General features: G+C 53.3%; 27 protein-coding genes. 13 read left to right on the forward strand and 14 right to left on the reverse strand.

Annotated features, from left to right (window positions below; translation table 11 throughout):
* Positions 1 to 15 precede the first annotated feature (15 nt).
* From A0129_RS09700 to A0129_RS09710, 3 genes are read left to right on the forward strand one after another with little or no spacing between them, the layout of a single operon-like run.
* A complete protein-coding gene (locus tag A0129_RS09700; protein WP_105027143.1) occupies positions 16 to 1404 on the forward strand; it encodes a cytochrome ubiquinol oxidase subunit I in 1389 nt (462 codons plus the stop codon).
* Positions 1405 to 1419: 15 nt separating this feature from the next.
* Complete coding sequence (locus A0129_RS09705; protein WP_291714580.1) at positions 1420 to 2418, forward strand: cytochrome d ubiquinol oxidase subunit II; 999 nt, start codon at positions 1420 to 1422, stop codon at positions 2416 to 2418.
* 36 nt (positions 2419 to 2454) lie between these two features.
* Positions 2455 to 2793, forward strand: a complete 339-nt coding sequence (locus tag A0129_RS09710; RefSeq protein WP_291714542.1) for a TIGR01244 family sulfur transferase — start codon at positions 2455 to 2457, stop codon at positions 2791 to 2793.
* A gap of 13 nt (positions 2794 to 2806) precedes the next feature.
* Here the strand turns inward: A0129_RS09710 and A0129_RS09715 are convergent, their stop codons facing one another.
* A complete protein-coding gene (locus tag A0129_RS09715; RefSeq protein WP_291714544.1) occupies positions 2807 to 3325 on the reverse strand; it encodes an SRPBCC family protein in 519 nt (172 codons plus the stop codon).
* Positions 3326 to 3337: 12 nt separating this feature from the next.
* Here A0129_RS09715 and A0129_RS09720 point away from each other — a divergent pair, with 12 nt between their 5' ends.
* Positions 3338 to 3703 (forward strand): RidA family protein, encoded by a 366-nt coding sequence (locus A0129_RS09720; protein WP_291714546.1) that lies wholly within the window; start codon positions 3338 to 3340, stop codon positions 3701 to 3703.
* Here A0129_RS09720 and A0129_RS09725 read toward each other — a convergent pair.
* Together A0129_RS09725 and A0129_RS09730 are read right to left on the reverse strand one after the other, a co-directional pair.
* Positions 3692 to 5956: a response regulator gene (locus A0129_RS09725; RefSeq protein WP_291714548.1), complete on the reverse strand. Its 2265-nt coding sequence runs from the start codon at positions 5954 to 5956 to the stop codon at positions 3692 to 3694. The genes A0129_RS09720 and A0129_RS09725 overlap by 12 nt on opposite strands.
* Positions 5953 to 6810 (reverse strand): phosphate/phosphite/phosphonate ABC transporter substrate-binding protein, encoded by an 858-nt coding sequence (locus A0129_RS09730; protein ID WP_291714549.1) that lies wholly within the window; start codon positions 6808 to 6810, stop codon positions 5953 to 5955. The genes A0129_RS09725 and A0129_RS09730 overlap by 4 nt, the downstream gene beginning before the upstream one ends.
* Positions 6811 to 6913: 103 nt before the next feature.
* Here A0129_RS09730 and murI point away from each other — a divergent pair, with 103 nt between their 5' ends.
* Positions 6914 to 7750: a glutamate racemase gene (gene murI, locus A0129_RS09735; RefSeq protein ID WP_291714551.1), complete on the forward strand. Its 837-nt coding sequence runs from the start codon at positions 6914 to 6916 to the stop codon at positions 7748 to 7750.
* A gap of 8 nt (positions 7751 to 7758) precedes the next feature.
* Here the strand turns inward: murI and rsmA are convergent, their stop codons facing one another.
* The 4 genes from rsmA to A0129_RS09755 are packed head-to-tail and all read right to left on the reverse strand — an operon-like array spanning position 7759 to position 13269.
* Complete coding sequence (gene rsmA, locus A0129_RS09740) at positions 7759 to 8529, reverse strand: 16S rRNA (adenine(1518)-N(6)/adenine(1519)-N(6))-dimethyltransferase RsmA (protein WP_291714552.1); 771 nt, start codon at positions 8527 to 8529, stop codon at positions 7759 to 7761.
* A complete protein-coding gene (gene pdxA, locus A0129_RS09745) occupies positions 8526 to 9548 on the reverse strand; it encodes a 4-hydroxythreonine-4-phosphate dehydrogenase PdxA (RefSeq protein ID WP_291714554.1) in 1023 nt (340 codons plus the stop codon). The genes rsmA and pdxA overlap by 4 nt, the downstream gene beginning before the upstream one ends.
* A 10-nt stretch (positions 9549 to 9558) precedes the next feature.
* A complete protein-coding gene (locus tag A0129_RS09750) occupies positions 9559 to 10929 on the reverse strand; it encodes a peptidylprolyl isomerase (RefSeq protein ID WP_291714556.1) in 1371 nt (456 codons plus the stop codon).
* Between the two features lie 42 nt (positions 10930 to 10971).
* On the reverse strand, positions 10972 to 13269 hold the full coding sequence (locus A0129_RS09755) for an LPS-assembly protein LptD (RefSeq protein ID WP_291714558.1): 2298 nt from the start codon (positions 13267 to 13269) through the stop codon (positions 10972 to 10974).
* Between the two features lie 98 nt (positions 13270 to 13367).
* Here A0129_RS09755 and A0129_RS09760 point away from each other — a divergent pair, with 98 nt between their 5' ends.
* The 7 genes from A0129_RS09760 to A0129_RS09790 are packed head-to-tail and all read left to right on the forward strand — an operon-like array spanning position 13368 to position 19314.
* Positions 13368 to 14399 (forward strand): phosphotransferase, encoded by a 1032-nt coding sequence (locus tag A0129_RS09760; RefSeq protein WP_291714560.1) that lies wholly within the window; start codon positions 13368 to 13370, stop codon positions 14397 to 14399.
* Positions 14400 to 15095: an N-acetylmuramate alpha-1-phosphate uridylyltransferase MurU gene (gene murU, locus A0129_RS09765; protein WP_105029692.1), complete on the forward strand. Its 696-nt coding sequence runs from the start codon at positions 14400 to 14402 to the stop codon at positions 15093 to 15095.
* 1 nt (position 15096) lies between these two features.
* Positions 15097 to 16485, forward strand: a complete 1389-nt coding sequence (locus A0129_RS09770) for an aminopeptidase P N-terminal domain-containing protein (RefSeq protein WP_291714563.1) — start codon at positions 15097 to 15099, stop codon at positions 16483 to 16485.
* A gap of 7 nt (positions 16486 to 16492) precedes the next feature.
* A complete protein-coding gene (locus tag A0129_RS09775) occupies positions 16493 to 17683 on the forward strand; it encodes an FAD-dependent monooxygenase (protein ID WP_291714565.1) in 1191 nt (396 codons plus the stop codon).
* A 54-nt stretch (positions 17684 to 17737) separates the two neighbouring features.
* On the forward strand, positions 17738 to 18313 hold the full coding sequence (locus A0129_RS09780) for a CoA pyrophosphatase (RefSeq protein WP_291714582.1): 576 nt from the start codon (positions 17738 to 17740) through the stop codon (positions 18311 to 18313).
* A 4-nt stretch (positions 18314 to 18317) separates the two neighbouring features.
* Entirely contained in the window at positions 18318 to 18728 is a 411-nt protein-coding gene (locus A0129_RS09785; RefSeq protein ID WP_291714567.1) for a hypothetical protein, read from the forward strand.
* Positions 18709 to 19314: a hypothetical protein gene (locus tag A0129_RS09790; protein ID WP_291714569.1), complete on the forward strand. Its 606-nt coding sequence runs from the start codon at positions 18709 to 18711 to the stop codon at positions 19312 to 19314. Before A0129_RS09785 ends, A0129_RS09790 begins: the two co-directional genes overlap by 20 nt.
* Before the next feature lie 4 nt (positions 19315 to 19318).
* Here A0129_RS09790 and rsgA read toward each other — a convergent pair whose 3' ends face one another.
* The 3 genes from rsgA to A0129_RS09805 are packed head-to-tail and all read right to left on the reverse strand — an operon-like array spanning position 19319 to position 21946.
* Positions 19319 to 20311, reverse strand: a complete 993-nt coding sequence (gene rsgA, locus A0129_RS09795) for a ribosome small subunit-dependent GTPase A (protein ID WP_291714571.1) — start codon at positions 20309 to 20311, stop codon at positions 19319 to 19321.
* A complete protein-coding gene (locus tag A0129_RS09800) occupies positions 20304 to 20693 on the reverse strand; it encodes a 4a-hydroxytetrahydrobiopterin dehydratase (RefSeq protein ID WP_291714573.1) in 390 nt (129 codons plus the stop codon). The genes rsgA and A0129_RS09800 overlap by 8 nt, the downstream gene beginning before the upstream one ends.
* Positions 20690 to 21946 (reverse strand): M48 family metallopeptidase, encoded by a 1257-nt coding sequence (locus A0129_RS09805; RefSeq protein WP_291714574.1) that lies wholly within the window; start codon positions 21944 to 21946, stop codon positions 20690 to 20692. Before A0129_RS09805 ends, A0129_RS09800 begins: the two co-directional genes overlap by 4 nt.
* A gap of 90 nt (positions 21947 to 22036) precedes the next feature.
* On the opposite strand from A0129_RS09805, the gene orn reads away from it, so the two are divergent.
* Positions 22037 to 22678 carry an oligoribonuclease gene (gene orn, locus A0129_RS09810; RefSeq protein WP_105027126.1) on the forward strand — a complete coding sequence of 214 codons (642 nt, stop codon included), beginning with the start codon at positions 22037 to 22039 and terminating at the stop codon, positions 22676 to 22678.
* Here the strand turns inward: orn and A0129_RS09815 are convergent.
* The 4 genes from A0129_RS09815 to A0129_RS09830 all read right to left on the reverse strand — a co-directional run.
* A complete protein-coding gene (locus A0129_RS09815) occupies positions 22611 to 24050 on the reverse strand; it encodes an MATE family efflux transporter (protein WP_105027125.1) in 1440 nt (479 codons plus the stop codon). The genes orn and A0129_RS09815 overlap by 68 nt on opposite strands.
* 9 nt (positions 24051 to 24059) lie before the next feature.
* Positions 24060 to 25862: a hypothetical protein gene (locus tag A0129_RS09820; protein ID WP_291714576.1), complete on the reverse strand. Its 1803-nt coding sequence runs from the start codon at positions 25860 to 25862 to the stop codon at positions 24060 to 24062.
* A 76-nt stretch (positions 25863 to 25938) separates the two neighbouring features.
* A complete protein-coding gene (locus tag A0129_RS09825) occupies positions 25939 to 26190 on the reverse strand; it encodes a type B 50S ribosomal protein L31 (RefSeq protein WP_105027123.1) in 252 nt (83 codons plus the stop codon).
* A gap of 203 nt (positions 26191 to 26393) precedes the next feature.
* Positions 26394 to 26693 (reverse strand): TCP-1/cpn60 chaperonin family protein (locus A0129_RS09830; RefSeq protein ID WP_291714578.1); only part of this gene is annotated, 300 nt, incomplete at its 5' end.

The raw sequence follows: 26693 nt of genomic DNA on the forward strand, positions 1-26693 counted from the left end.
TTCGTGGGGTGCTGCATGGAATTCACGTCGCTTGATCTTGCCCGAATCCAGTTCGCGGCCAATATTACTTTCCACATCCTGTTTCCAACCATCACCATCGGCCTGGGCTGGGTGATGTTTTACCTGCGCTTGCAGCATGTGCGCACTGGCAAAACGGAATGGGAGCAGGCCCATTACTTCTGGACAAAAATTTTCGCGCTGACCTTCGCCATGGGCGTGGTCTCGGGCATCACCATGAGTTTTCAGTTCGGCACCAACTGGCCGGGATTCATGGAGAAAACCGGAAACATTTCTGGCCCCCTTCTGGGCTACGAAGTGCTGACCGCGTTCTTTTTGGAGGCAACGTTTTTGGGGGTGATGTTGTTTGGCAAACAGCGGGTGTCGCCCAAGGTTCATTTGTTGGCCACCTTTTTGGTGGCATTTGGCACCACCTTATCGGCTTTCTGGATTCTGGTGCTGAACAGCTGGATGCAAACCCCGCAGGGTTTCGAAATTATTGATGGCCAGATGCACGCCACCAATTGGCTGGAAATTATCTGGAACCCGTCTTTCCCGTATCGCTTCACGCACATGTTGCTGGCCAGCGGCTTGACTGTGTTCTTTGTGATTGCGGGCGGTAGCGCACTTCAAATTCTGCGCAAACGTGAGAAGCCTTTCACTCGCCACATGTTAAAGCTGGGTGTTTATGGCGCTGCCGTACTGATTCCAATCCAGATCTTTGTGGGTGATTTGCACGGATTGAACACCTTGAAACACCAGCCTGCCAAAGTGGCGGCCATGGAGGGCGTTTGGGAGACCGAGAAGGGTGCACCGCTGCTGTTGTTTGCCATTCCCGACAGCGAAGCGCGTACCAATCATTTTGAAATTGGCATACCGAAAATGGCCAGTTTCATTTTGACGCACGACTTTGACGGCGAAATCAAAGGGCTCAATGATTTTCTCAATACTCACCCACCAGTGGGTCCTGTGTTTTATTCCTTCCGGGTCATGGTGGGGATGGGAGTGTTGATGTTGCTGGTGTCTTGGGCCTCGGTGTGGGCCTTCCGCAAAACAGGCCCAGTGCTTGAAAACAAAACCCATCGACTCATATTGACCGCTTTGATGTTCATGATGTTTTCGGGCTGGGTGGCCACGGTGGCTGGCTGGTGGGTCACCGAAATTGGTCGTCAACCCTATGTGGTGTACGGCGTGCTGGGCACTGCCGATGTGGTGGCCCAGCACCCGCCCCAGTTGCTGGCATTCACCGTGTTGTTGTACATGGCCATGTACATTGGTTTGATCATCTCTTATGTGTGGGTGCTGCGGTATATGCTGTTGGGCGGAATCGGTTCATCCAAGAAGGTCAATTGGGGTGGAGCACCCACGGCAACTACACCTGCAGACAAGCTGCGCCGCGAACAATAAAAGGGGATCTGCGTGATGACTTTCGAAGAGTTTTTGCCGCTGTTGTTCATGGGTGTCATGGGACTGTCCCTGCTGATTTACGTGGTGCTGGATGGGTACGATCTGGGTGTGGGGCTTTTGTTACCCCATGCCACAGACGATGAAAAAGACACCATGATCAATTCTATTGGTCCGTTCTGGGATGCAAATGAAACCTGGCTTGTGCTGGGTGTGGGTGTATTGCTGGTGGCGTTTCCAAAAGCACACGGCGTGGTGTTGACTGCTTTGTACCTGCCTGTCACGTTCATGCTGTTGGGCTTGGTGCTGCGCGGTGTGGCTTTTGATTTCCGTGTGAAAGTGGATGTGGCTTACAAGCCGCTGTGGAACCGGATTTTTTTCATTGGTTCGCTGGTGACTTCGGTTTCACAAGGCTGGATGCTGGGCAGTTACATCACTGGTTTCTCGAACCATTGGTCACAACTGGTGTTCAATTTGGGTGTGGCCATCACTCTGCCTTTTGCCTACACGCTGCTGGCCAGTGGTTGGTTGATCATGAAAACCGAAGGCGATTTGATCGAGAAGTCTCGCCGCTGGGGGAGAATCAGTTTTTGGCCCATGCTGGCCTCAATTGCCTTTATTTCAGCCATGACACCCTTGGTCGTGCCTGAGATTTTCGAGAAATGGTTCAGTTTTCCCAATATCGTAGCGCTTGCGCCCATTCCAATTGCATCGGTGTTGTGCCTGTGGGGTATTCACCATGTGCTTGGCAGCCAGCGTCTGATGGATGCCGGCTATGGTTGGATGGTTTTCGCACTGACGGCGGGAGTCATGACGTTGGCCTTTATGGGCTTGGCCTACAGCCAGTACCCCTACGTGGTGTTGAATCAATTGACCGTTTGGGAGGCCGCTTCTTCCCCTGAAGCATTGAAAATTATTCTGGTGGGTGTGGTGATCACTTTGCCGACAATCCTCGGTTACACTGCGTTTTCTTACAAAGTGTTCTGGGGTAAGGCCAAGGAATTGTCTTATCAGTAACCACGCAGTATCAACGCACCGAAGGAATTTGTTGAAATGAGCATCAGGCAACTGAGCAATGAGGTCGCTGTGTGCGGCCAAATCAGTCCGGAAGATTTGGAAGCGATCGCCGAGCTGGGTTTTAAAACAATCGTGAATAATCGACCGGACCATGAGGTGGGTCCCCAACTGGCCCATTCGGTGATCGAAGCCAAAGCGAAAAGTTTGGGTTTGGCCATTCACTATTTGCCCATGGATGTTGGCCAGCCGCCATCGGAAGTATTGCTCGAGGACTTCAAGCGAATCCTTGATTCAGCCGAAAAGCCAGTGTTGGCATATTGTCGCAGCGGCAATCGGTCCGGCCAAATTTATATGGGTGCTTGCGCCCTGAAATAAACCGGCTTTTTGCCTAGTGGCTCTTTCGATGATCGGGTTGTTGCGCGGGCATGGTCATGGCCAGCTCTCGGATCATTCGCACTGTATCAATGTCCGCAGCGCGATAAGCCTGCTTCCGAATTTCGTCGACGTCGTGTGATGATACTTCGGGGCCACCGAGGCTGGCTGGTGTATCGCTGACCTGGTACTGAAACCGCAACCAAAGTTCGCCTGACTCCGGTTCTTCAATTGAAATGGTTAATGTGCTGTCGCCACAAAACTGATTCGCTACAATGCGAGTTTCGGTGCGATCTTCTTCGATCAGCTCGATGGTGTCTTCAATTTGAAAGGGGCCGTAATTCAGGACGCGCGCAAGCGTTGTGACATTGCCCTCTTGGCTCATTTGTATCACCTGCGCATCTTCAAGGCCAAGTATGAAGCGGGTGGGTTTCCAGGCCCGTGCCACCAAGCCAAACCAGAGTTGTTGCCGTGTTAACCAGTCAATGCCAGGCAAGCTCGGGTCGTTGATCTGCACCAAATGTTCAAATTTCATGAAGGGGGTCCTGTGATACACAGACAAGGTACTACAAAACGCTACTCTGATTCCACAAGCTTCAACGGGGTGGTTTATTTGGTTGAGGTACCTTCCATGGAGGAGGGTGACATTCAGGCCCAAACCAGGGACCTTTTGGGTAGCCTTGAAGGCACTATGGCTGGCGCCGGGACTGACAAAAGCCATTTGTTGATGGTGCAGGTTTACCTCACCAACATGGCCCGCGATTACGATGGGTTCAATGCAGTGTGGGAGGCCTGGTTGCCCGAGGGTACGGCACCCTCACGCGCGTGCGTGGAAGCCAAAGGCTTGGCCAAGCCTGGCTGGAAGGTAGAGCTGGTTGTGACCGCAGCGGTAAATCAGACTTTACTGGCATAGCAGACGCAGGCGTTGTTGAAGCACTCGCAAGTTGGATTTCAGGTGTTCAATTGAATTGGCGGCGGGCAGCTGGTTTTGCATCAGCTGAATTTCAAGCTGCTGGATAAAGTCTGCAAAAGCGAATTCGCCCACCAGTTTGCAGTGTCCCTTCAGTGTGTGCAGCGCTCGTTTGGCTTCTGGCAGGTTCTTGGCTGAAAGCTGTTTTTCGGCTTCATCTGAAAGTTGCGGAATTTCAGCCGCAATCATGTTGATGGTCGTTTTGAGCAATTCTTTGTCATGGTCAAAGTTTTGCATTGGAATAGGCGACACCTTGAATTTCAGGCGTGCCAGAACGGCTTCAATGTCACTGCGCTTGAATGGTTTTGAAATGTACTCACGCATGCCCGCCGACATGCAAGCCTCACGGGTGTCGGCAATTGCATCTGCGGTTAGCCCAACAATCGGCAGGTTTTTGTGTTGCGGTTTGGCAAGAATTGCGCGGCATGCTTCAAGCCCGCCCATGTTGGGCATGTGCATGTCCATAAACACCAAATCAAAATTTTCCTGGTCCACGGCCTGCAGGGCGGCCAGGCCATCGTCTGCAAAGCGGTAAGAAATGCCAAGCTGGGTCAGCACATGCGAGATGAAAGTCTGGTTGACCATATTGTCTTCAGCCACTAACACACGCAAGCCTGTGGCGGCTTGCCCAAACTCCGGCATGGCTGGATTGTTGTCTGAGGTCATGTCAACGGTTGGGGCTTCGCATTCAGTGGTTGTTTGTTGTTCAACTACAGGTAACTCTAGTGTAAAGCTGAATTCACTGCCAACACCTTCTTGGGACCAAAGATGTATTCGACTATTCATCAACTCCAGCAAACGTTGCGTGATGGTCAACCCCAGCCCGGTGCCGCCATACTTGCGCGCTGTACCCGGCTCTGCTTGAGAAAAGGCCTTGAAAATCTCGGTGTGGGCTGATTCTGAAATGCCCATTCCAGTGTCGCGCACCGCGAAATGAATTTTGCATCTGGATTGTGAATTTTTCTCAGATACCGGTCTCGCCGTGATTGTGAGACTGACCTGACCTCGCTCGGTAAACTTCAGGGCATTGCTCAACAGGTTATTCAACACTTGCATGATTCGAGGACAATCACCCAGCAAGCGGTCTGGAACGGCTGGGTCAATGTCCAGCACCGTGACCACGCTGGGTTTTGCATATGCACTGGAGACCATTTTTACCATGGCCTGCACGTTGAGTCGCAATTCAAAAGGTTGCGGGTCCATGTCAAGGCGGTTGGCGTCAATCTTTGAAAAATCCAGTATGTCGTTGACGACCCGCAGCAGGTGTTCGGCACTGAGCTGTATCAACTCCAGATTGCGTCGGGGTTTTTCTGCCAGTGCACTATTGCCCAAGGTAATTTCAGTCAGTCCCAGTATGCCGTTCAAGGGCGTTCTGATTTCGTGGCTCATATTGGCCACAAACTGGGATTTCAGGTCATTGGATTTGTCCGCTTTAAGTTTGGCTACCTCCAATGCACGGTTTTTCTTTTGAAGTGTGACCGACGCCCAATTGAGGGTACGGTGCAGCATGGCCAACTCGCGGGAGGTGGGAGAGGTGGCATGTTCAATACCCTGGTCTTTCACCATTCGCTGCGCAAAATCGGTGAGTGAATTCAATTCTTGAATTGTTTTGCGGATAAAAAGCCACAAGGCCAGAGCTGCTGGAAAAATCAGAATGACAGCCAGAAGAATGTTGCGTTCGATCAGTTCGGACTGACGGGTCTGGAGGGGTGTCAAATCATATTCCAGCACCACATGGCCAATTGTGCGTCCGGATTCGATGGGTTCAATCACTGTCAGGTAGCGATCACTGCTGAATAGTTGTGTGCCCGAATCTCGCTTGGGCACACGCAACCGGCCAACGTCATAACGGGGTGAGAGGTTGTGGGTTTTTGAATCGCGAAGAACCTGAGCCAATACTTTTCCCTCGGCGGAAACTACGGTGGCCGAATAAAGATCTTTGAAGCCGTTGGCCTTCAAGAGCAAGGTTTCAATAATGGCGAAGTCTTTTTCCAGCAAATGGCTGTTGCTAGAGACTGCCAGATTGAATGCGAGGGCTGTGGCTTGTTGATTGAATACACCTTGCAACTGGTTGCGCTGGGTTTTGGTGTTGAACCAGGTAAATGCCAGGGCAAGTGTCAAGACCAAACCAATGCCCAGCACCAACAGTTTGGTGCCCAGGCTGGGATGCGTGATGGTATGGAAAGAGGGTTTCAATTGGAAAGAAATGCCTCGAGACCAAGATTTTCCAGTGGCTTGTAATCTTTGGCGTAATCAGCCCGTACGGGGTTGGGAATTTGAATGTCCTCGCCCACCTGTTTGTGCGTTTTAATGTGTCCCAAGATGGCGGCTGTGATGGCCTCTCGAGTACCGGGATCCACACGTGGATGCGCTGCGATCGGATGGGGTGGTGCAGGAGGCGTTTCGTAAATTACCTTGATCCTTTGTTGAAGTTCGGGTGTTTCAGCCAGCAGGGTGGCATTGACCATGCCGCCGGCTTGCCCTTCGCCTCGCACTACGCCGCGAATGACGTTGGAGTGTGTTTTGACATATTTGGTGGTGAACTCCAGACCTTTCTCGCGTTTCAGCAAGGCACGCATATACAGCGAAGCGCCGAACGCGTTGGGCGATGGAAACAGCAGGGTTTTACCGTTCAAATCACTGAGAGTCTTGATGCCGCCAGTTTCGCTGTCGGTTGAGGCAATCAGAATACCAGTCAAGGGTTTACTGTCACGTACCAGTGGAATATAGCCTTGTGCCTTTTTGGCCATCACCATGTGATAAGGGTTACAGTAGATCAGCTCCGCTTGCCCAGCCTTGAATTGGTTTTCAAACTCCGTGATGTCCTTGGCGAAAACAAGCTCAATTGGAGGAAGACCGTCTTTTTGCAATCCATCCAGCAATTTGCTCCATGTCGCATGAATTTCAGTGGCTGGAAATTGTGGTACCACAAGAAGACGAAGGGCTGAATTCTTGTCGGCGCTGTGCGCCAGTGGCCAGCCAATCAATCCAAACAATGTGACAATACAGGTCAATATTGTGCGAATACTTGACGCAGTGAAAGTGGGCATGATTTCAAATGTTAAATAATAGTCAATTAATATTTTAATATTTATCGGGTTCCTCAAATCATGAAAACAAGCATTGATTTACCCTGTATTTCAAAGGTGTTGAATGGTGAAGCCCGTGTTGCATGAATCGTCCCTTGCGGTCGGTGTGTTTGATTCGGGCGTCGGTGGCTTGTCGGTCCTCAAAGAGATGTTGAATCACTTGCCAGCTGAACATTTTCAGTTCGTGGCCGATGAGCGTTATTTGCCGTATGGCGACAAGCCCCAACACGAGATTACCGACCGGGTATTGACTCTGTCCAACTGGTTGCGAAATCAAGGTTGCAAAGCCATGGTGATGGCCTGCAACACGGCAACGGCAGCGGGTGCCAACCAAGCCCGGGCGGTCCACGCGAATTGGCCCATTGTGGGCATTGAGCCTGCTGTCAAGCCTGCCAGTATGCTGACTAAAACAGGTGTGGTCGGTATTTTGGCGACCACCAACACCGTAGCCAGTGAACGGTTTAAGGCCTTGGTTGAAAGGTTTGACCCCATGGCCAAGGTGATTGCCCACCCTTGCCCCGGCCTGGTTGAGTTGATTGAGCGATCGCCCATGCCAGAAGATGCGATTGAGGCTTTGTTAAAACCTGTGGTTGCCGAGCTACTTCAAAAACAGGCCGATGTCATTGTGCTGGGTTGCACACACTACCCCTTTGTTGCACATCTCATCTCCAGACTTGCTGGTCCCGGTGTGGCGGTGATTGAAACAGGCTTGGCAGTGGCCAAACAACTGAAAACGCGCCTGGAGAGTGAAAACCTGTTGAATGTGGGCAATGAACATCTGCCATCGATTGAGCGCGTGAGTTTTTTCACCACGGGTCAACCAGAGGCTTTCAAATCAAAGTTGGTGAATTTGTTGGGCACCGCTTGGTGCAATGCCCAGGTGCAGCAATTGGATGTTTAACTGCAGTCTTAACTGGCCGCCAACATTTTTGCTACTTGAACGAATTGCTCAGGCGCAATTTCTTCGGCGCGCGCAGTCAGTGAAATGCCTGCTTTTTCTGCAATGTGCTGGGGCACGACATCGGCCCAGGTGTTGCGCAACATTTTTCGACGCTGTGAAAATGCGGTGCTGACGACACGGCTGAAAATCTCGCCTGGAATGGCAGCGCGTTCTTGGGCCTTTTTGGGTACCATTCGAACGATCGCAGACATCACACGAGGTGGTGGATCGAAGCATTCAGGCGGCACATCAAACAAATGATCCATGTCGTAATACGCCTGCAACATCACTGATAACCTGCCGTAGTCGCTTGTTTTCGGTGCGGCTACCATGCGGTCAATCACTTCCTTTTGCAGCATGAAGTGCTGATCAATCACCCTGTCTGCAACATCAAGCAAAGCGAATAAAATGGGCGAGGAGATGTTGTAAGGCAGGTTGCCTACCACCCGAAAAGGCGCGGGGAGTTGTCCAAAGTCAAATTTCAACACATCCACTTCGTGAACCGTGAGCTTGTCTTTCCAGCCACCGGTTCGAAGCTTCTCTGCCAGGTCCCGGTCAATTTCAATCACCTGCAGGTGATCGACTGCTTTGAGCAACCAGAAGGTCAGTGCGCCCAAACCGGGCCCAATTTCAACCAGTGTGTCGTTCGCGCGCGGTCGCATCTCGCCGATCAGATTGGACAACACACTTTGATCAGTCAAAAAGTGTTGCCCAAATCGTTTTTTTGCTTGGTGTTTCATTGCGCGTTCCTGCGGCATAGGTCCATATGGTGCGCGCATTCTACCGCTTCACTCAGGCTGCCAGCATCCATGTTGCGGCTACCAGCCAGGTCAAGTGCAGTGCCGTGGTCCACTGAGGTCCGCACAATGGGTAAGCCCAGTGAAATATTGACTCCCTGACCAAAACTTGCATGTTTCAGCACCGGCAACCCCTGGTCGTGAAACATGGCCAAGACTGCGTCGCTGTTTTTCAGGTATTTGGGCTGAAACAAGGTGTCTGCTGGAAACGGTCCCTGTACATCATGCCCCTTGGCTTGAAAAGCCTGGATGGTTGGCATGATGGTGTCTATTTCCTCGCGCCCCAGGTCGCCTGATTCACCTGCGTGGGGATTCAGTCCTGTCACCAGAATTCGCGGTTTTGGTAAACCCCAGTAAAGGCTCAAGTCGTGCAGCATGATTTCCAGCGTGCGAGTAAGGCTGTTACGGGTAATTGCCGCGGACACACTGCTCAGAGGAATGTGTGTGGTGGCCAGTGCCACTTTCATGTTGCCACCAGTCAGCATCATGACAACATCACGTTGGCCACAGCGTTGCGCCAGGTATTCGGTGTGCCCCATGAAACCGGGCCAGTAGGGGCTGATTGCTGATTTTTGAATGGGCGCCGTTACCATGGCGGCTGCGGTACCATTCAGGCATGCATCGCAGGCCAGGTCGAGCAGACCCAGCACATAGGGCGCATTGGCCGGGTTGGGTTGGCCCGTGATACAGGGGCTTGAAAGAGTGTGATTGAGCAGAAAGTATCCGTGTGGCCCGGTATCGCTTGTTTCAACGTCCTGCAGCGAGTTGATTCGCTGCCATGTCGGTTGGATGCCCGCATGACTGGCCCTGGTCTCCAGCAGATCTGAGTCACCGAGAATGACCAATGAGCGTTTCAGCCGATTCGCCTGGTTTGATTCAGCCAGCAAAGCGCACAATTCTGGCCCGATCCCCGCGGGTTCACCGCTGGTGACGAGGATCGGGAGATTTGCAGCCCAGCTCATGCCTTGTACATCAGAGGCGAATTTCGATGAATGTGGAGTCGCGCAGTTGGCGCAACCACTCCTGGTAGCTTTCCTCAGATTTGCTGGCTCGAATGGCTTGTCGAGCAGCCTGACGCTGGCGCTCTTCAGAGGCGGCCTGCTGACGGCGCTCAACAACCTGAATGATGTGGAAACCAAACCGGCTCTGGAACACCGGGCTGACGCCTCCAATACCCAGTTGGTTCATCTCGCGTTCAAATTCTGGCACGGTGTCGCCCGGGTACAGCCAGCCTAAATCGCCACCCTTGGCTGCAGAGCCATCTTGGGAATAACGCTTGGCCAAAGCATCGAACGTCGCAGCCCCACCTTGCAGCTGTTCCAGCGCGAAATTCAATCTGCGTTTCGCTTCGGCTTCGGTAATGTCGGGGCCTGGGCGAATCAGGATGTGTCGAGCGCGTGTCTGGGTCACCGGAGTGTTGTCCAGCGCCGCTCCACTTTCGCGCCGCTCAAGCACTTTCAGCACGTGAAAGCCGTTGGGACTGCGAATGGTTTGCACTGCGTTCAATTGTGCCTTGGATAAAAACTCGGTGAACAGGGTGGGCACTGCATCAAAACCAGACCAACCCATTTGCCCAGTGCCGTCAATCGCCAACTCGGGATTGGCTTGCACAATGGTTTCTACCGTTTTTCCGTCCTTCAGGGCTTTTTCAATTGCTTCCACTTTGCTTCGCGCCTGGCTGAGCGTTGCACCACTGGCATCGCTGGGGGCTCTGACCAGAAGCTGCACCCAATTTACCTCGGGTTGATTGGCCGCTGCCCCGCCTTTGGTTCGGGCGGCGAGGTAATTTTGAATTTCGGCATCCGACACCTGAATGCGGGCTTCCACTTCGCGTTCACGCAGGCGGCCCAAGGTGATCTCGCTGCGCACCTCTTCCCGGAATCGGGCGGGCGACACCCCTTCCTCCTGAAGGCGTGCCAGAAAGTCTTCGAGAGACAAGCCATTTTGATCTGCCACTCGGGCCATGGCCGCTTCAATTTGCGCTTCTTCAATTCGAATGCCCACTTCCTCTGCTTTCTGAAGCTGGGCTCGATCCATGACCATGCGATCAAGTACTTGTTTGCGCAATTCAATCCGATCGGGCAGAGGGGCGCCCCTGCGGCTCATTTGGCGTTCAATCAGCGCGACCTGTCGGTTCAGTTCACTGCGGGTGATGATATCCGTGTTCACAACTGCAACGATGCCGTCGATCGCCGCCGCACTGGAACCATTGCTGGCCCCGAGCTCTGAACTCAGCTTGCCCACCGGCAGGTTGGATGTTGGTGCCTTGATACCCTGCGCCTGCGCGTGACCGATGGCCGCAAGGGCGGAAATCGCGAATAACCAGTGTTGAATGTGCTTCATGTTCATAACTTATCGGGTGCTTGTTGGGTACTTAATGGGTGCTCATTGGGTAGCTTGCGAGGAAGAGAAAGGCGTGTACCCAGGCACCTTTCTGGACAACAGGTCGGCAGGGTTGGACCCCAAACGACCCAATCCATTGAGTTCGAGCTGAACAAAGAGCGAGGTAGTCTCCAGCAGCGGTGCAGTCGCAAATCGTTGCGCAATAACACGCACTGCCCAGCAACCTTCACCGTATTCGAGACCTGCCACGCCTTCAATCAAACGATTGTCCAACATGGAGTAGTTTAAACGACCCACGCCGCTCCAGCGTTCAGAGATAGGCCATTGGCCAGAAATGTCGAACTGGTCAATTTGTGCGCGGGTGTAGCGATACCCCAAATTCAGCTGCTTGCCCAGCGATGGCGCATAGCTGACGGTAATATTGCCGCGCTCGTGGCGTCCGCTTTCGGCATTCAACTGGGTTGTCGCGTCCAGGAAAACAGACTGGCTGATTCGGCCCCGTGCATTTGCAAAAAAGTCAGAATCACTGGTGGTCGGGGCTTCAAAGCCCTGCAAAATGACACGTGGTGTGCTCAGGTTCAGGCGCTGCCCGCCCGTCACGCTGAATAACTCTTCGCTGGTCGCTTCGTCGTAGAAGCGGCTGGTCACCGCGAGTGTCAACTGATTCGCATCGCCAACCCGGTCAAGCCCCGAATACCTGTTCTCGGCGAAAATCCGAGTCAGGCTTTGATCCGTCACCGAGGTGTCGAAAATAGGCTGATCGGATTGGTCCTTGAACGGCGTGTACAGATAAAAAATTCGTGGTTCCAGGGTCTGATTCACATTGCGACCGAAAAAGCTTGTTTTGCGGTCGAAGTAAACCGTGCTGTCCAGCGAAACCGTTGGAATCACGCTGCCTGGTGCTGCGGGTGACCCAGGTGTTTGGCCCTGCAAATCGTAGTTGGTGGCCTGCACCGAGACAGCGGGCGTGAATGAGAATTCAGACCGTTGAATGGGCATGAAAACCCGGGCGCGCGTTACACCGCGTGAGCCTTCAACCCGCGCGGGTGCGGACGAGGGTCTGGCAAAGTCGGTGTACTGCCCGCTCACTGACACAAAGGCATTGGCCTGGCCAATTCGGGTGGGGCTTAATTCAAGCGTAGCCTCTGGCAAACGGTCATATGGCTCAGCGATCACATCGTTGAATAACTGCAATGTTTGATGAGCCACGGTGCGCACGTTGGCGCTCCAGTTTTTCTGACGGTACGAGACGAAGCCTTCTTGAACCAAAACACGTTGGGAGGCCACTGCCTGAGTCCGGGAGAAGTCAACAAAGTAATTGTCATCCGATACCTGGTTGAAATTTATGCCTGCATACAAAGGACCTTTTTCGTATTTGTGCAGCAAGGACAAAGCAGTGCGGTCTGTGCCTGTTTTCTCGTCATCCGGCAGGTAATCGTATTTAAGTTCGCCTTCGTTGCTTGGCGTCAGGTAACGGGTTTGTGTACCCAATTGGAAACCCCGGCCCGAGATGATTTTCGGGTACAGGGTCATATCTTTGTCTGGAGCAATATTCAGGTAGTACGGGACTGTCACTTCAAGTCCGCTGTTGGACACAGTGCCAAACGAGGGTGGCAGAAATCCGCTTTTGCGTCTGTCGGTGGTGGGGAACGAAAAGTAAGGTGCGCCCAATATGGGCACGTCCTGAAATACCACCTTCGCGCCACGGGCACGACCCACTTCAGCAGCCTGGTCAATTTCCAGCGAATCGGCAGTGATATACCAATCACCTTGATCCGCGGCACCAGGGTTTGGCACATCGCATACCGTGTAGTTCGGGTTTTCAAGCGTCAGCGTTGAAATACCGTCGTACTGCATTTTGTCGGCCCGACCCTTGCCGTTAATTTCCTTCAGCTCGAAGGTGGGTTTGGTCATTTCGCTTTCGCCGGTGCCCAGCTTTACAGAGCCCTCGGGGGCTTTCAGTATCATGCCTTCCTGCTCAATCACCAGGTTGCCCTTGGCCGTAGCACGGTCAGTAATGGGCGAATAATTGATTGAGTCGCTAAATAATTTCAGCTTGTTGCGCCGAACTTCAACATTGCCTTCCAGAAAGGTTTCCTCGGCGCTGTTGCCGTAAAGGCGGTCGGCAGAAATGTAAGTGGCCTCGTCCTCAGGTATCGGGTTGCGCACACCCAGCAGTCCACCGTCAATCTTTAGGCGGGTGGGGGACTCGGCCTTGGGTGGTGTGGCGCCTGTAGTTTGGGCAAGCGCGGGTGCGCCCAGACAGAACAAAGCAAATGCGATGGCTGTGGGGCGTGTGGGCACTGAGTGCACTTGCAGTAATTTTTTGCTTTTCTTCAAGCTGGGTATGTACTCAAATAGGTGACGGATCGATCAAGCGCCATAGGATCCTACTATTATAGGCAACTAACTACAAATTAAAGAGATTGGACGGTTTGATGAGCGCCTTGCGTCAAGAAATGTTGAAAAAATGGCTGACAGGCCTGAATGAGTTCGAGTTTGACCTGCAAACCCTGCAGGCGGCCTCCAGCGATGCCAGCTTTCGCCGGTATTTCCGGGTTGGCGAAGCCAATAACGTGCGAACCCTGATTGTGATGGACGCGCCGCCTGACAAAGAAGATGTTCGTCCCTTCGTGCATGTGGCGGGCTTGCTGCGAGAAGGTGGCTCCAGGGCGCCCCAGGTGTTGGCGCAGAATCCGCAGGAGGGTTTTTTGCTGCTGGAGGATTTCGGCAACACCACCATGTTGCAGGGGCTGAACGCCCAAGCTGAACAGAAAGACGCCCTATACATGCAGGCACTGCATGACCTGGTGCACTTGCAAGCCAACACCCGCACCGAAGGCATACCCGCTTACGGTGCCGACAAATTGTTGCAGGAAATGAATTTGTTCGATGAATGGTATGTGGGCAGGCACTACGGTGCCGAGCTGACCGATCAGGAACGCAACTGGCTTGAGAGCATCAAAGGCATGCTGATTCAAAGCGCGCTCGCTGAGCCTCAACTGTTTGTCCACCGCGATTACCACAGCCGCAACTTGATGTTGACCAGCCAGGCGGGTGAAGCGCCACAGTTCGGCATTCTTGATTTTCAGGACGCGGTAAAGGGCCCCTTGAGCTACGACCTGGTCAGTATTCTGCGCGACGCCTACATTGAATGGCCCGAAGCGCAAACCCTGGACTGGACCGTGCGTTACTGGGAGGCTGCCCGCAAGGCTGGCTTGCCCATTTGCGAAGACCCCGGTGAGTTCTATCGCCAGTTCGATTTTATGGGCCTGCAACGTCATTTGAAAATTCTGGGTATCTTCGCGCGCCTGAACTACCGCGACGGCAAGGCCCAGTACTTGAATGACCTGCCAATGGTGTTGCGTTATGTACGCCTTGTGGCGGGCCGATACATCGCGTTCAAGCCCCTGCTGCTGTTGCTTGATCGCCTTGAAAACAAGGCTGTAAAAGTGGGGTATACGTTTTAAATGAAGGCAATGATATTGGCTGCGGGGCGTGGCGAACGCATGCGCCCATTGACTGACCATTGTCCCAAACCCTTGTTGCCCGCGGGTGGTAAACCTTTGTTGCAGTGGCATATAGAGGCCCTGGCGGCGGGGGGTATTACCAGCATTGTGATCAATCACGCGCATTTGGGGCGCCAAATTGAAAGCCACTTTGGCGATGGTTCAGCCTTTGGGGTGCAGATAAGTTACTCAGCCGAGGCCAGCGCGCTTGAAACCGCGGGCGGTATTCGCAAAGCCTTACACCATCTTGGAAATGAACCATTTCTGGTGATTAACGGCGATGTGTCTTGCGAATGGCCGGTCGATAGGGCCTTGCAGGTTGCCAATCAATGGCAGCAAGACCAGTTGGCCTACCTGGTGATGGTCCCCAATCCATTACACCATCCGACCGGTGATTTTGCGATACAGGGCAGTCTGGTCAAACAGGCTGAACCGGGCGAGATCACATTCACATTTTCCGGGATCGGAGTGTATCACCCGAGTTTATTCAGTAAGCTCAGAGTTGACGAGGTTGCAAAACTCGCGCCCCTGTTGCGCCAAGCCATGGCTGCAGGCAAAGTACAAGGTGAGTTGTTCGACGGTTTCTGGATGGACATTGGAACACCAGAACGGCTTGAAGAACTCAACCAACGATTGAATTCAGCAAGGAAGCATTAGCATGAGCAGGTATCCTACCCACAACCCCCTGATCTACGCCAAGCGCCGAGAGCAGCTTGCACGCCGTTTGAAGAAAATGGGCGGTGGTGTTGCCTTGGTGCAGTCGGGCATGGAGGTGATGCGCAACCGGGATGCGGATTACGCATTCCGTTCAGACAGTTATTTTTATTACCTCACTGGCTTTCCTGAGCCGGAGGCCTGTTTGGCCCTGGTGGTGCCACCCAGTGGCGATTCCAGAGCTGTGTTGTTTTGCAGGGATAAGAATGAGGAACGAGAAATATGGGAGGGGTTCCGCTTCGGCCCCAAGGCAGCGCAGGCTGCATTCGGCATGCATGAGGCCTACAGTATTGATGACCTTGAAGAGCACTTGATTGACACACTGGCCAATCAGCCTGCGGTGTTTTTGCGTCTGGGTGAAGACGAAAGCCTCGAGGCCGCCGTTGCCGATGTGCTGAAAACCTTGCGGGGCAAAGCCCGGACGGGTGTTACAGCGCCGCATGCGGTGCTTGATTTGAGCCACTCGCTGGATGAAATGCGTCTGATCAAAGACAAAACCGAGATTGACATCATGCGCCGTGCGGCCCACATTTCGGCGCATGCGCACATTGCGGCCATGCAAGTGTGCCAACCAGGAAAGTTCGAGTTTGAAGTGGAAGCCGAGTTACTCTATCAGTTCCGGAAAAATGGTTCAGAGGCGCCCGCGTATGGTTCGATCGTGGCCTCGGGTGCAAATGCCTGTGTGCTGCACTACCGTGCGAATGACGCCAGAATGCGCGATGGCGACTTGTTGTTGATTGATGCAGGTTGCGAGCTGGATTGCTACGCATCGGATATCACGCGCACCTTTCCGGTGAACGGGCAGTTCAGCAAGGCCCAACAGGCAGTGTATGAAGTGGTGTTGAATGCACAGTATGCAGCGATTGATGCCACCAAGCCTGGTGCGCGTTTCAATGACCCGCACGATGCCGCGGTGAAGGTGTTGGCGCAAGGTCTGATCGATTTGAAGCTGCTCAAAATGAGCCTGACCGAAGCGCTTGAAAGTGGCGCGTACAAACGCTTTTACATGCACCGCACCAGTCACTGGTTGGGCATGGATGTGCATGATTGTGGAAGCTACCGCGACCCGGCTGCCAAACCTGAAGACGGTGTGGCACCCCACACCAGTCGCAAGCTGGAAGCCGGCATGGTGCTCACCATTGAGCCTGGCCTTTACATTCGCCCGGGCAAAGGTGTGCCCAAGCAGTTTGAAAACATCGGTATTCGCATTGAGGACGATGCATTGGTGACCCAGAAAGGTTGTGATATTTACACTGCCGATGCGCCCAAAACCGTGGCCGAAATTCATGCAACGATGAAAGCCCACAAAAAAACAAGCAGTAAGGCAGCCTGACCAATCCATGACCTCGCACACCGATTTTGATGTGGCCATTGTTGGGGCTGGCCCTGTGGGCCTTGCTTTTGCAGGCTGGCTTGCCAACACCTGGGGTGACCGCGCCAATCGCATTGCCATTTTTGATGCCAAGCCTCTGGAAGCTTCCGCCCGTGATCCGCGTATTCTGGCGTTGTCCGATGCCACGCGTTTGCGTCTGGCCTGCCTGGGGTTCCCAGCCGATGCCACGCCGATTCACCATATTCATGTGTCAGAGCAATCCCGTTTTGGCCAGGTACGAATGAAGGCAGATGAACTGGGTTTGCGGGCCTTGGGGTGGACGGTTCGTTATGGTGACTTGGTGAACTGCTTGTCGACCTCGCTGGAACGCAGAGGGGTAAAAATTTTCCGCCCCGCCAATGTGAAGTATGCGCACCGTAGCGCAGTTGACTCTCTCGAAGTGCTTGAGCTCGAGGACGGTACCGAATACACCGTAAACCTGCGGGTGGATGCCGAGGGGGGCTTGTATGGCGAGGCTGGCGAGCGTGACCAAGTGGTGGATTACGACCAATGGGCCTTGGTGAGCGAAGTCACTTTGCAGGTGGAACCTGGTTTACTGGAAGGCGGCAATACACTGGCTTTTGAGCGTTTCACCTCGGAAGGGCCTTTGGCACTGTTGCCCATTTCAACCGACCAGCAGCAATACTCATTGGTGTGGTGCGCTCCGCTAGCTCAGGTTCAAAAGCGATTGGCTTGCAGCGATGACGAATTTTCTGCTGAACTTCGACAACAGTTTGGGCGTCGCATCTCCATCAAACAGATTGGCCCCAGAAAAAGTTTCCCATTGGGCATGAACTGGCGCGACAAACTGGTGCAGGGACGTCGTGTAGCGATTGGCAATGCTGCTCAAATTTTGCACCCTGTGGCCGGTCAGGGTCTAAATCTGGGTTTGCGGGATGCTGTGCAGCTTTGCCGCAGTGTCGACCCGGCAACTGTTGCACAGGAACATCGCTTGACCCTGGCGCTGAGTGAATTTGAGAAGTTGAGAGTGGCTGATCGGCAGGTGGTGGTTAAAATGACAGACTGGATGGTGAAAGGGTTTTCCAATCACAATCCCTTGCTGGGTGCAGGCCGACAAATGGCCTTGAACGTGATGGAGTTCACGCCACCTCTTCGCAAGCAGTTTGCTGAATTAATGTTGTTCGGCCTGGCTGTTTAATCTGGAGCATTTTTACCCATGTGGTCTGCCGAATTGTTGCGTGCCCGTTTTGCCATGGCCGATTTGCCTTGGCAACCAGAGCCGCTCGAAGAACGTTTTTTCAAAGACCGCGACCCTGCAGATGCGGCGGTGCTGGTGCCTTTGGTTCAGCGGCAAGACGATCTTTATGTGTTGCTGACGCTTCGCACGGCTCACCTGAATGACCATGCCGGACAAATCAGCTTTCCGGGAGGCCGTTGTGAACCTGACGATGGTGGCCCGATAGAAACTGCCCTGCGAGAGACTGTGGAAGAAACAGGGCTGGCCCGAGAGTTCATCGAAGTGCTGGGCACCATGCCGGTTTACCAGACTGCGACCAATTTCATGGTGACGCCTGTGGTGGCCTTGGTGAAGCCAGGTTTTACACTAATGCCCGATGCATTCGAGGTGGAAGAGGTGTTCGAGGTGCCCCTTTCATTTTTGATGGATGTTGAAAATCATCAGCAGCGCAGCTTACACACCCCCATGGGCGAGCGTACCTTCTACGCCATGCCCTACAATTCGCCGGAGAATGGAAAGAACTATTTTATCTGGGGTGCAACCGCAGCGATGCTACGCAACCTCTACCATTTCCTGAACGCGAAGGCGTAACACTTTGTCCTATTTGGCCCTGCTTATTGCTGTGGTGTGTGAAACCTTCCTGCCGGACGGTTTGTTCACCCGTGCGCGTGATTGGGTGAATCGTTTCAACCAGGAACTGGAAATTAATCTGGAGGCCCTCGGAGCGCCGCGTTACGCGCATTTGCAGTGGCTAGCCCCCATGTTGATCTGGGTAATGGGTGTTTACTTTCTGTATCAGGTGCTTTGGACCATATCTCCGCTTGCCGCTGGCTTCCTGAGCGTATTCTTGTTGTTGTATGGTTTGCGTTTTCGCCACTTTGCGGTGGTGTTTACCAATGCACAGCTATTTCTGAATCAAGGCGATTTTTTTCCGGGCTCGCGAATTGCTGTTGACCTGGATGAAAGACTACGATGGGACCGAACCCGTGGTTCATCGTCCTGGTGAGTTGGTGTTTCACGCCATATCCCATGGGACCGAGCGTGCTTTGCGTCAGTATTTCAGTCTGTTTTTCTGGTTTCTGGTAATGCCGGGTCCCATGGGATTGGTGGTTTACATGATGGCGCACTGGAGCGTGATTCGTGAACGTGATGTGTGGCAGGCCCAAGCCTTTGCGCATGAACGCCCCACGATGCAAGAGGCCTGGGAAACCCACAAACTGAAAGCGGCGATCAGCCCGCGCTTTGTGTTGTTTGCCATGGAATGGCTGCCCGCTCGTTTGATAGCCTTGACGGTGGGTTTGGTTGCGCAGCTAGATGATGCTGCGCTGGCTTGGCGAACTGCAAAAAACCATAGTCGTTTTTCCAACAGGGCGCCGCTCACAGCTGTATTTTTCACTGCAGTTGGTCTCGTGGGAGGAGCTGCTTTTGATCCGGTGTCCAAAGCTGCATCAGAAGGGCAATTGTTGAGTGAAGAAAACCAGGTGCAAGCCTTACAGCAATTCCGGCAGCTCATTTTCAAATGCGCGGTGGTGTGGTTAATGGCAACATTGGTGTTTGCCATTCTGGGTTGGTTGCCCAGCAGCAGGCTCTAGAGCGTCAGTAGCTTTGGCTGGCCTCTTGCAGCTCGGCTTTCAACATTTGGTAAAGCTCATATCGCGCGGGGCTTAGCGTACCGTCTTCCAGTCCGTTTTTCACAGCGCAATCGGGTTCACGTTTGTGTTGGCAGTTGGCAAACCGGCATTTGTTGCCTTCATTGCGAATATCGGTGAAGGCATTCAGCAAATCCGATTCGCTCAGGTGGTGTAAACCGAACGCCTGAAATCCGGGTGAATCAATCAACTCCAAACCGCGCTCACCAAAGTGCATCTGGGTGTGAGTGGTGGTGTGTTTGCCTGCATTCAAGGCCATTGAAATTTCATTGGTGGCCGCCAGGGCACCCGGTATCAACAAATTGATCAAGGTGGACTTTCCCATGCCCGATTGCCCCAAAATCAGGGTGCGTTTGCCTTCCAGTAGCGGTCGTAACATTGACTCGGTTTCTGCAGGTCGTTCGGTGACGCTAATATAGTGCGTGGGTACTTCGCCCAGGGTGATTTCAAACAACTCCTGTTCAACCGCTTCCAGCGTTTCGGAATCGCCTTCAAGAATGTCCACTTTGTTAAACAGAATGGTCAGTGGCACCCCCGCATGTTTGCAGGCGGTCAGCGTGCGTCCCAAAAGCTCGGGCGAGTAGGGAGGGCTGATCGCCAGCATCAGCAGCACACCGTCCAGGTTCGCCGCAAACATTTTACTTTTTAGGGCGTCTGATCGGTACACCAGGTTCTTGCGTGGCTGAATGTCTTCCACCCAGGCTTGCATGTCGCCACTGGGCAAAATGATAATCTCATCGCCCACCGCCACGTCTCGGCGTTTGCCTTTGCCGTAAACCTGCCAAACGATTCCACTCTCGTCGCGCGCCAGAAAATGACGCCCATAGCTAGCCACTACCATGGCATTCAGCAAATCCGGGTTGCCTGAATTTTTGCCTTGGTTGCCTGTTTGTCTGCCTTTGTAGGTGGGGCGCACCCTGTTTAGTGATGAATTAGCCAATGTGTTTCAGCGCATCATCAAGTTTGGCTGCACAAGCCCAGTCGTTGTTGGTAATGCCATTGGCGCTGTGGGTGTTCCAGCGCACTTTGACCCGGTTGTAGCCAAACGTGACTTCCGGGTGGTGATCTTCATCATCAGCCAAATGAGTGATGGCGTGCACCGCCAGCTTTACGCCTTCGAAGTTGGCAAAGGCATATTGTCGCCAAAGGTTCAAGGCATGCTCTCCCTTGGCATCAAATTCAACAGACCAGTATTCAAACTCGTCCAACTGCGCTTCGATCTCGTCAGCACTCCACGCATGGCCTTCACCCAAATGCTGGCAGTGCACATGCAGCCAGTCTTCCTGTGGGCGAGCGGGGTGGGGTGTGTTCATGGTGCTCATTGGGCGCCTTGCAAGCTGTTCAAACGGCTGATGCGAATAGACGCAGGCGGGTGACTGTCATAGAACGCAGAATGCAGTGGGTCGGGGGTCAGGGTGGATGCATTGTCCTGATACAACTTCACCAAAGCGCTCACGAGGTGCTGGGGTGCACTCTGCTGTGCAGCATACGCATCGGCCTCGAATTCATGTTTGCGGCTGAGCCAGGACATCACTGGCCGAATCGGAAATGTGAAATAGGGAAGCACCATCATGAACAACACCAAAGCCATGGCTTGAGCGCCATTCGCCAGGTCAGGGTTGACGCCCAACTCGCTATAGAACCAGGTAGCATTGGCCAGAAGGCCCAGCACATAAAACATTACAAGACTGCCAATGCCTGAAAAAGCCAGGTGCTTGACGATGTGCTTTTTCTTGAAGTGCCCCAGTTCATGGGCCAACACGGCTTCAATCTGATCGTCATTCAAGCGCGAGAGCAGGGTGTCGAAAAACACGATTCGCTTGGCTTTGCCCATGCCGCTGAAGTAGGCATTGCCGTGGCTTGACCGTTTGCTGCCGTCCATCACAAACAAGCCGCTGGAATCAAAGCCACAGCGTTGCAGTAAGTTCAGAATACGCTGGCGGGTGGCGCCGTCTTCCAATGGGGTGAACTTGTTGAAAATCGGGGCAATCACCGTGGGGAACAACCACATCAACAACAGGCTGAAACCAAACCACAAGGCCCATGCGTAAACCCACCACTGCTGTCCGGCTTCACGCATGAGATAAAGAACCGCAAACACCAATGGACCACCGATCAAAGCACCGACCAGCAGACCTTTGATCCAGTCGCCAATGAACAGGCTTTTCTTCATGCGATTGAAACCGAAGCGCTCTTCAAGCACGAATTGTTTGTAGTAAGACAATGGCAAATCAAGCACGCTGCCAATCAAGCCCACCACGGCAATCAGCAGGAGGCCCGCCAAAATACCTTCGGCAGTGGTGCTTGTGACGCTTTGAATCCACTGCAGACCTCCCAACAAGGTAAAACCCATCAAGATGCTGGCTTCGATCAGTACATTGATCATGCCCAAGCGGGTTTTTGCGATGGAATAGTCTGCAGCCTTTTGATGGTCTTGCAGACTGATCTGTTCCCTGAACTCGGCAGGCACCTGTGCGCGGTTCAAGGCGATATGCCGCACCTGGCGACTGGCCAGATAAAGGCGAAGCGCCACACTCAAAACTACTGCCAGAACAAAGACTTCAGTAAAAACCATTTCTCGCTACCACCCTTGATTAATTTGCGCTTCAATGCCTGTGAGACAATACAACTCTCTATAGATTCAACCTCAAAGCTCATTCAAATTATGTCACAAGCCACGCCAAGTTCCACCCCTGTTGAAACCAAGATTCCCCGCGACGACAATCGCTTGGTGTGGGTTGACATGGAAATGACAGGTCTGGATCCGTTCAACGACAAAATCATTGAAGTGGCAGTGGTTGTCACCGACAGTGAGCTCAACGTCCTGGAGGAAGGGCCTGTGTTGGCCATTCACCAAAGTGATGAAATTCTGGCCGGCATGGATGCCTGGAATACCAGCACCCATGGCAAAAGCGGCCTGACGGCCCGTGTGAAAGAATCCACGATTGATGAGGCCCAGGCCGAGGATTTGTTGATCGAATTTTTGGCCAAATACATAGGCCCAGGAAAAAGCCCGATGTGTGGCAACAGCATTTGCCAGGACCGCCGCTTCATGGCCAAATACATGCCGAAGCTGGAAGCTTATTTTCACTACCGCAATCTGGATGTCAGCACACTGAAAGAATTGTGCAAGCGTTGGAACCCCACCACGGCGCGAAAATTTGTGAAAAAAACCAAGCACACCGCCTTGGCCGATATTCACGAGTCAATCGACGAGCTTCGTTTTTACCGTGAGCATTTTATTGTGGCGCCAGAGGCGAAGGCGAGCCAGGAGAGCCCCCTGTCCCCGGCGGCGCCTGCGGCCTAGTTGGCAAAGTAAGCTCTAAAGCATTGCGCTGGCGCATCACATGGGCCAGCAGCAAGGCCAGGCAAATTCCAGCCAACAGCAGCCCACCTGCACTGGCCATCCAGAAACCTTGTGATTTCAGCGGGTTTGCTTGCCAAACCCCAAGCCACATGCCTCCGCCAATGCCCACAAACCACAGACTCACCAAATAAATCAACATGGGGCGCGCTGACACTCGGTAGGCCCGAAGTGAAAACGAGCACAAAGTTTGAACGGCATCAATAAAGTGGTAGGCAATCACCCAAGGCATCAGGCCTAGGGCCACCTCAATCGTTTTTGTGTCTTTGGTGTAGAACGAGATCAATTCCCGATCGAACGCATACAAACCCAGACACACGCAGGCCGCGACCAGCATGGCAGTTTCAATTCCACGCTTGATGATGGTGCTGGCGTGTTTGTTGAACCCGGCACCAATTTGCTGGGAGGCTAACACCGTGGTGGCATTGCCCAAAGACAAACACACCATGTACGCCATCGCTGCCATGTTGGACACAATTTGATGTCCACCCAGCTGGTACACATCGAAACGCGACACCAGCAGCGCAATGACGGTAAACGAGCTGACTTCAATGAGGTATGAGCCGCCAATAGGCAGACCGAGTCGCAGGATTTGCCCAAGACGATGCCAATCAGGTTTCAAGCTGCGAATCGATTTGAATTCGCTGTAATGTTTGTCGAACAGCCAAATGAGGGCCGAAATACCGAGTACCAGCCACATCGTTGCTGCTGTGGCCCAACCAAAACCGGCTGCACCCAGCGCGGGCAGCCCCCACCCACCGTTCATGAACCAAATGTTCAAGGGAATTTTCAGCAGCAGCATCAGTACCTGCAGGGCCACCACAATTTGTGGCCGTGAGATCGATTGGTTCAACGCATAAAAGACGCGAAACACCAAGGCGGCAGGAAGCCCCCAAGCAATACCCAGCAAGTAGCCTCGAGTGTCTACAGCGATGTCGGCAGGGGTGTTGGTTAGTTGGAAAATGGGTTGCGGGTTGAGCAGTATCAGCATGCCGATAGCGCTCATGGTTAGCGCAAGCCACACACCTTGAACTGCATCTTCTCCAACCTTGCGGTAATCACCCGCACCGAAGTGGGCAGAGCAAATGGGGGTAAGACCAATAATGACCCCCATCAAGCCGACGTAAAGGCTGATATAAATGGATGACCCAACAGCCATGGCTGCCAGCACATCGGGACCGGCCTGCCCGGCCATCAATGTATCAACCAGACCGTTGCCCATCACGGCCAACTGTCCTAGCAGAATTGGCAAAGCCTGATTCAGCAGAGCCCTGCGCGGCCGGTCTTGGGCAAATAAAACAATACTGCTGGCCATGCCACACCTTTAACGACTGCTGTTTTCTGTCCGCTGTTCCGCCTGCTGCGTACGTGCGTACAGGAAGAAGAATTCATGTCGGTCCGAGTTTCGGTTACCGGTCCAGATCAACTCCCACCGCCCGGATGCCCTGGATTCGAAATCAACCTTGATCTTCAGGCTTTGGCGTGTATCGTCTTGAAGCAACAAATACTCGCATTCGGTGGCTTCCTTGAATTGACCCTTGCGAATGAAGTCAACCTTGGTGTGGTATTGAAGAGTTGCGCGTTGTGCGTAGCCCAAGTTGTAATCGGCAACACATTCCCTGCCCACGGCAGATTGATGGTCCAGAACTGATCGGGTAATTGCATCGCCCAGGGATTTGAAGCTTTTTGCATAGTCAATTCTTGGGATCCACAATGTCATCATCAGCAGCCACAGCAGAATGACGCCCCCTGTGGTCAACACCATGGGGCGCCAAAGGGCGCGACTGCCCGAGGCCGTACGCCATACAATCAGGCGGATCCAGGCAAAGCTGGCCAGAAATGCCAGTGCGAGTTCAAGGCCGATGACGTCGGGTACATAGCCGGGTGATAGTTTTTCGAAGTTGGCTGCAATTTTTGCAGGAAAACCGAATGTGGCTGCGGTCCAACCCAGCCACACCAACACGGCGGCGAAGGTAAACCAAAGCACTGCAAACCAGTCAATCAGACTGATCAAGCCGCGTTTCATGGTGGACAGTCCGATTGCCGCAAGCACCGAAAGTGGCGCCAGCAAAGGGAAATAGTTGGCCTCATCCGCTGGGTTCGTAATCAGCAGCACCAGCACACCAGCAGCCGCGCCTGCGAGGGGAATGCGGATCGAGGGTTCAGTCAAGGCTTTGCGATAACGCCAAATGGTCCAGCAAGCCATGGGTAAAATCGGCCACAAAAACCAGGTGAGGGTTTTCAGTGTGATCACCAGTTTGGTCAGGTCAAAGGACTGGGTAGGATCCAGTATCAGAAAGCGGCGAACATTCCATTCATTCCAGGCATTCCACCACAACTCTCCGTTTTTCTGACTCATTAGCCAGAAAAACCAGATCGCAAAAGGAATGGCAAATACGGTGGCAGCTCGGGTCATTCGGCGAAGCAGACCAAACCGCAGCGTACTGTGTGTCATCGAGCTGGCAAGCAACAACAGCAGAAAGGGTAGCCAATGTGCCCAGCCCCGCGCAAAAAAAGCGATGGCAATGCCTGCGCCCAGCATCCAACCTGCGCCGATCGGTCTGTCAAGCGAGCGCACTGCGCCAAGCAGCATGATTGAGATGCCGGCCAATTCGGCGATTTCGGGCACCTGCATGTGCGAGCGAACGAGCAGACCAAGTGTGCCCAAAAAGCAAAGCACCGAGGCATCTGCAACGGCACGGGCATAATCGACCCGGGTAGGCGCCGTGCCCAACGGGTCTTCGGGTTGAAGTTCAACCCGTTTGGCCAAGCGATAGGTGGTATTCCAAATGGCCCAGCCAGCCAAAATCATCCAGAACACATTGCCAAGGCGCATGGCGTCATCAAGCCAGTTGTGAGGCAGGTTGACAGCAATTGCCAGTTTTCCGAACAGACCTGAAAGCCAGGCAGACAGCAAGCCACCTTCGACATACAGGCGATCACCGATCAGCGACATTGCCCATTCTGAAAAAGGCAGCTGGGAAAAGGTGAAGCTTTGACCAAAGCCGGTCGCATCGTCAGGTTTCCACGGTGTGCGCGCGAAAAGCCCTGGCAAAATGTAGAGCAATATCAAGCCCCACAGTAGCCTGCGCGACAAACGAGTGTTGTTGGCTGCGGTGATGACCATGTTCTTATTGTGTCCGGAAAAACAAAAGGCAGCCAGTTTTACTGAGCTGCCTTTTTATGATCACTTGCGCGAAAAATTACTTCTTGAAGCGATCGAAACGACGACGGAATTTCTCAACGCGGCCGGCGGTGTCCACGATGGTGTTTTGTGCACCAGTGTAGAAGGGGTGTGATTCGGAACTCACGTCCAGCTTGATCAGAGGGTATTCCTTGCCTTCGTGCTCTCCAGTTTCGCGGCTAGGCGCGGTAGAGCGGCAAATGAATTTGAAGCCGTTGGACATGTCCATGAACAACACTTCGCGGTAATTGGGGTGAATGCCTTCTTTCATGAGTTTCTCCGTTGCAGCCAATCTGGCGGTTAATTGGTCTCAATGGTGTGAGTGCCAACCGACAAAGCCAAATCACTTGCTGGTTAATTAGGTAACCGCAAATTATAGGGTTACGCAGTGGATTGGTCAAGAAAAAAACCGCTGGCCGGATCAACCGGAACCAGCGGTTTTGCTTGCAAGCGTAGAGCTTGGCAACAGGCCTGTTACATGCCCATGCCGCCCATACCGCCCATGCCGCCCATAGCACCCATGTCGGGAGCGGCAGGCTTGTCTTCAACCAGGTCAGCAACCATGCAATCGGTGGTCAGCATCAATGAAGCCACAGAGGCTGCGTTTTGCAAGGCAGTGCGGGTAACCTTGGTTGGGTCAAGAACGCCCATTTCTACCATGTCGCCATACTCGCCTGTGGCAGCGTTGTAACCGTAGTTGCCTTCACCACCCATCACGTTGTTGGCCACCACAGATGATTCTTCACCCGCGTTGGTCACGATCATTCGCAGTGG

Source organism: Limnobacter sp. CACIAM 66H1 (assembly GCF_001601825.1).
In the GTDB taxonomy this organism is placed as follows: Bacteria; Pseudomonadota; Gammaproteobacteria; order Burkholderiales; family Burkholderiaceae_B; genus Limnobacter.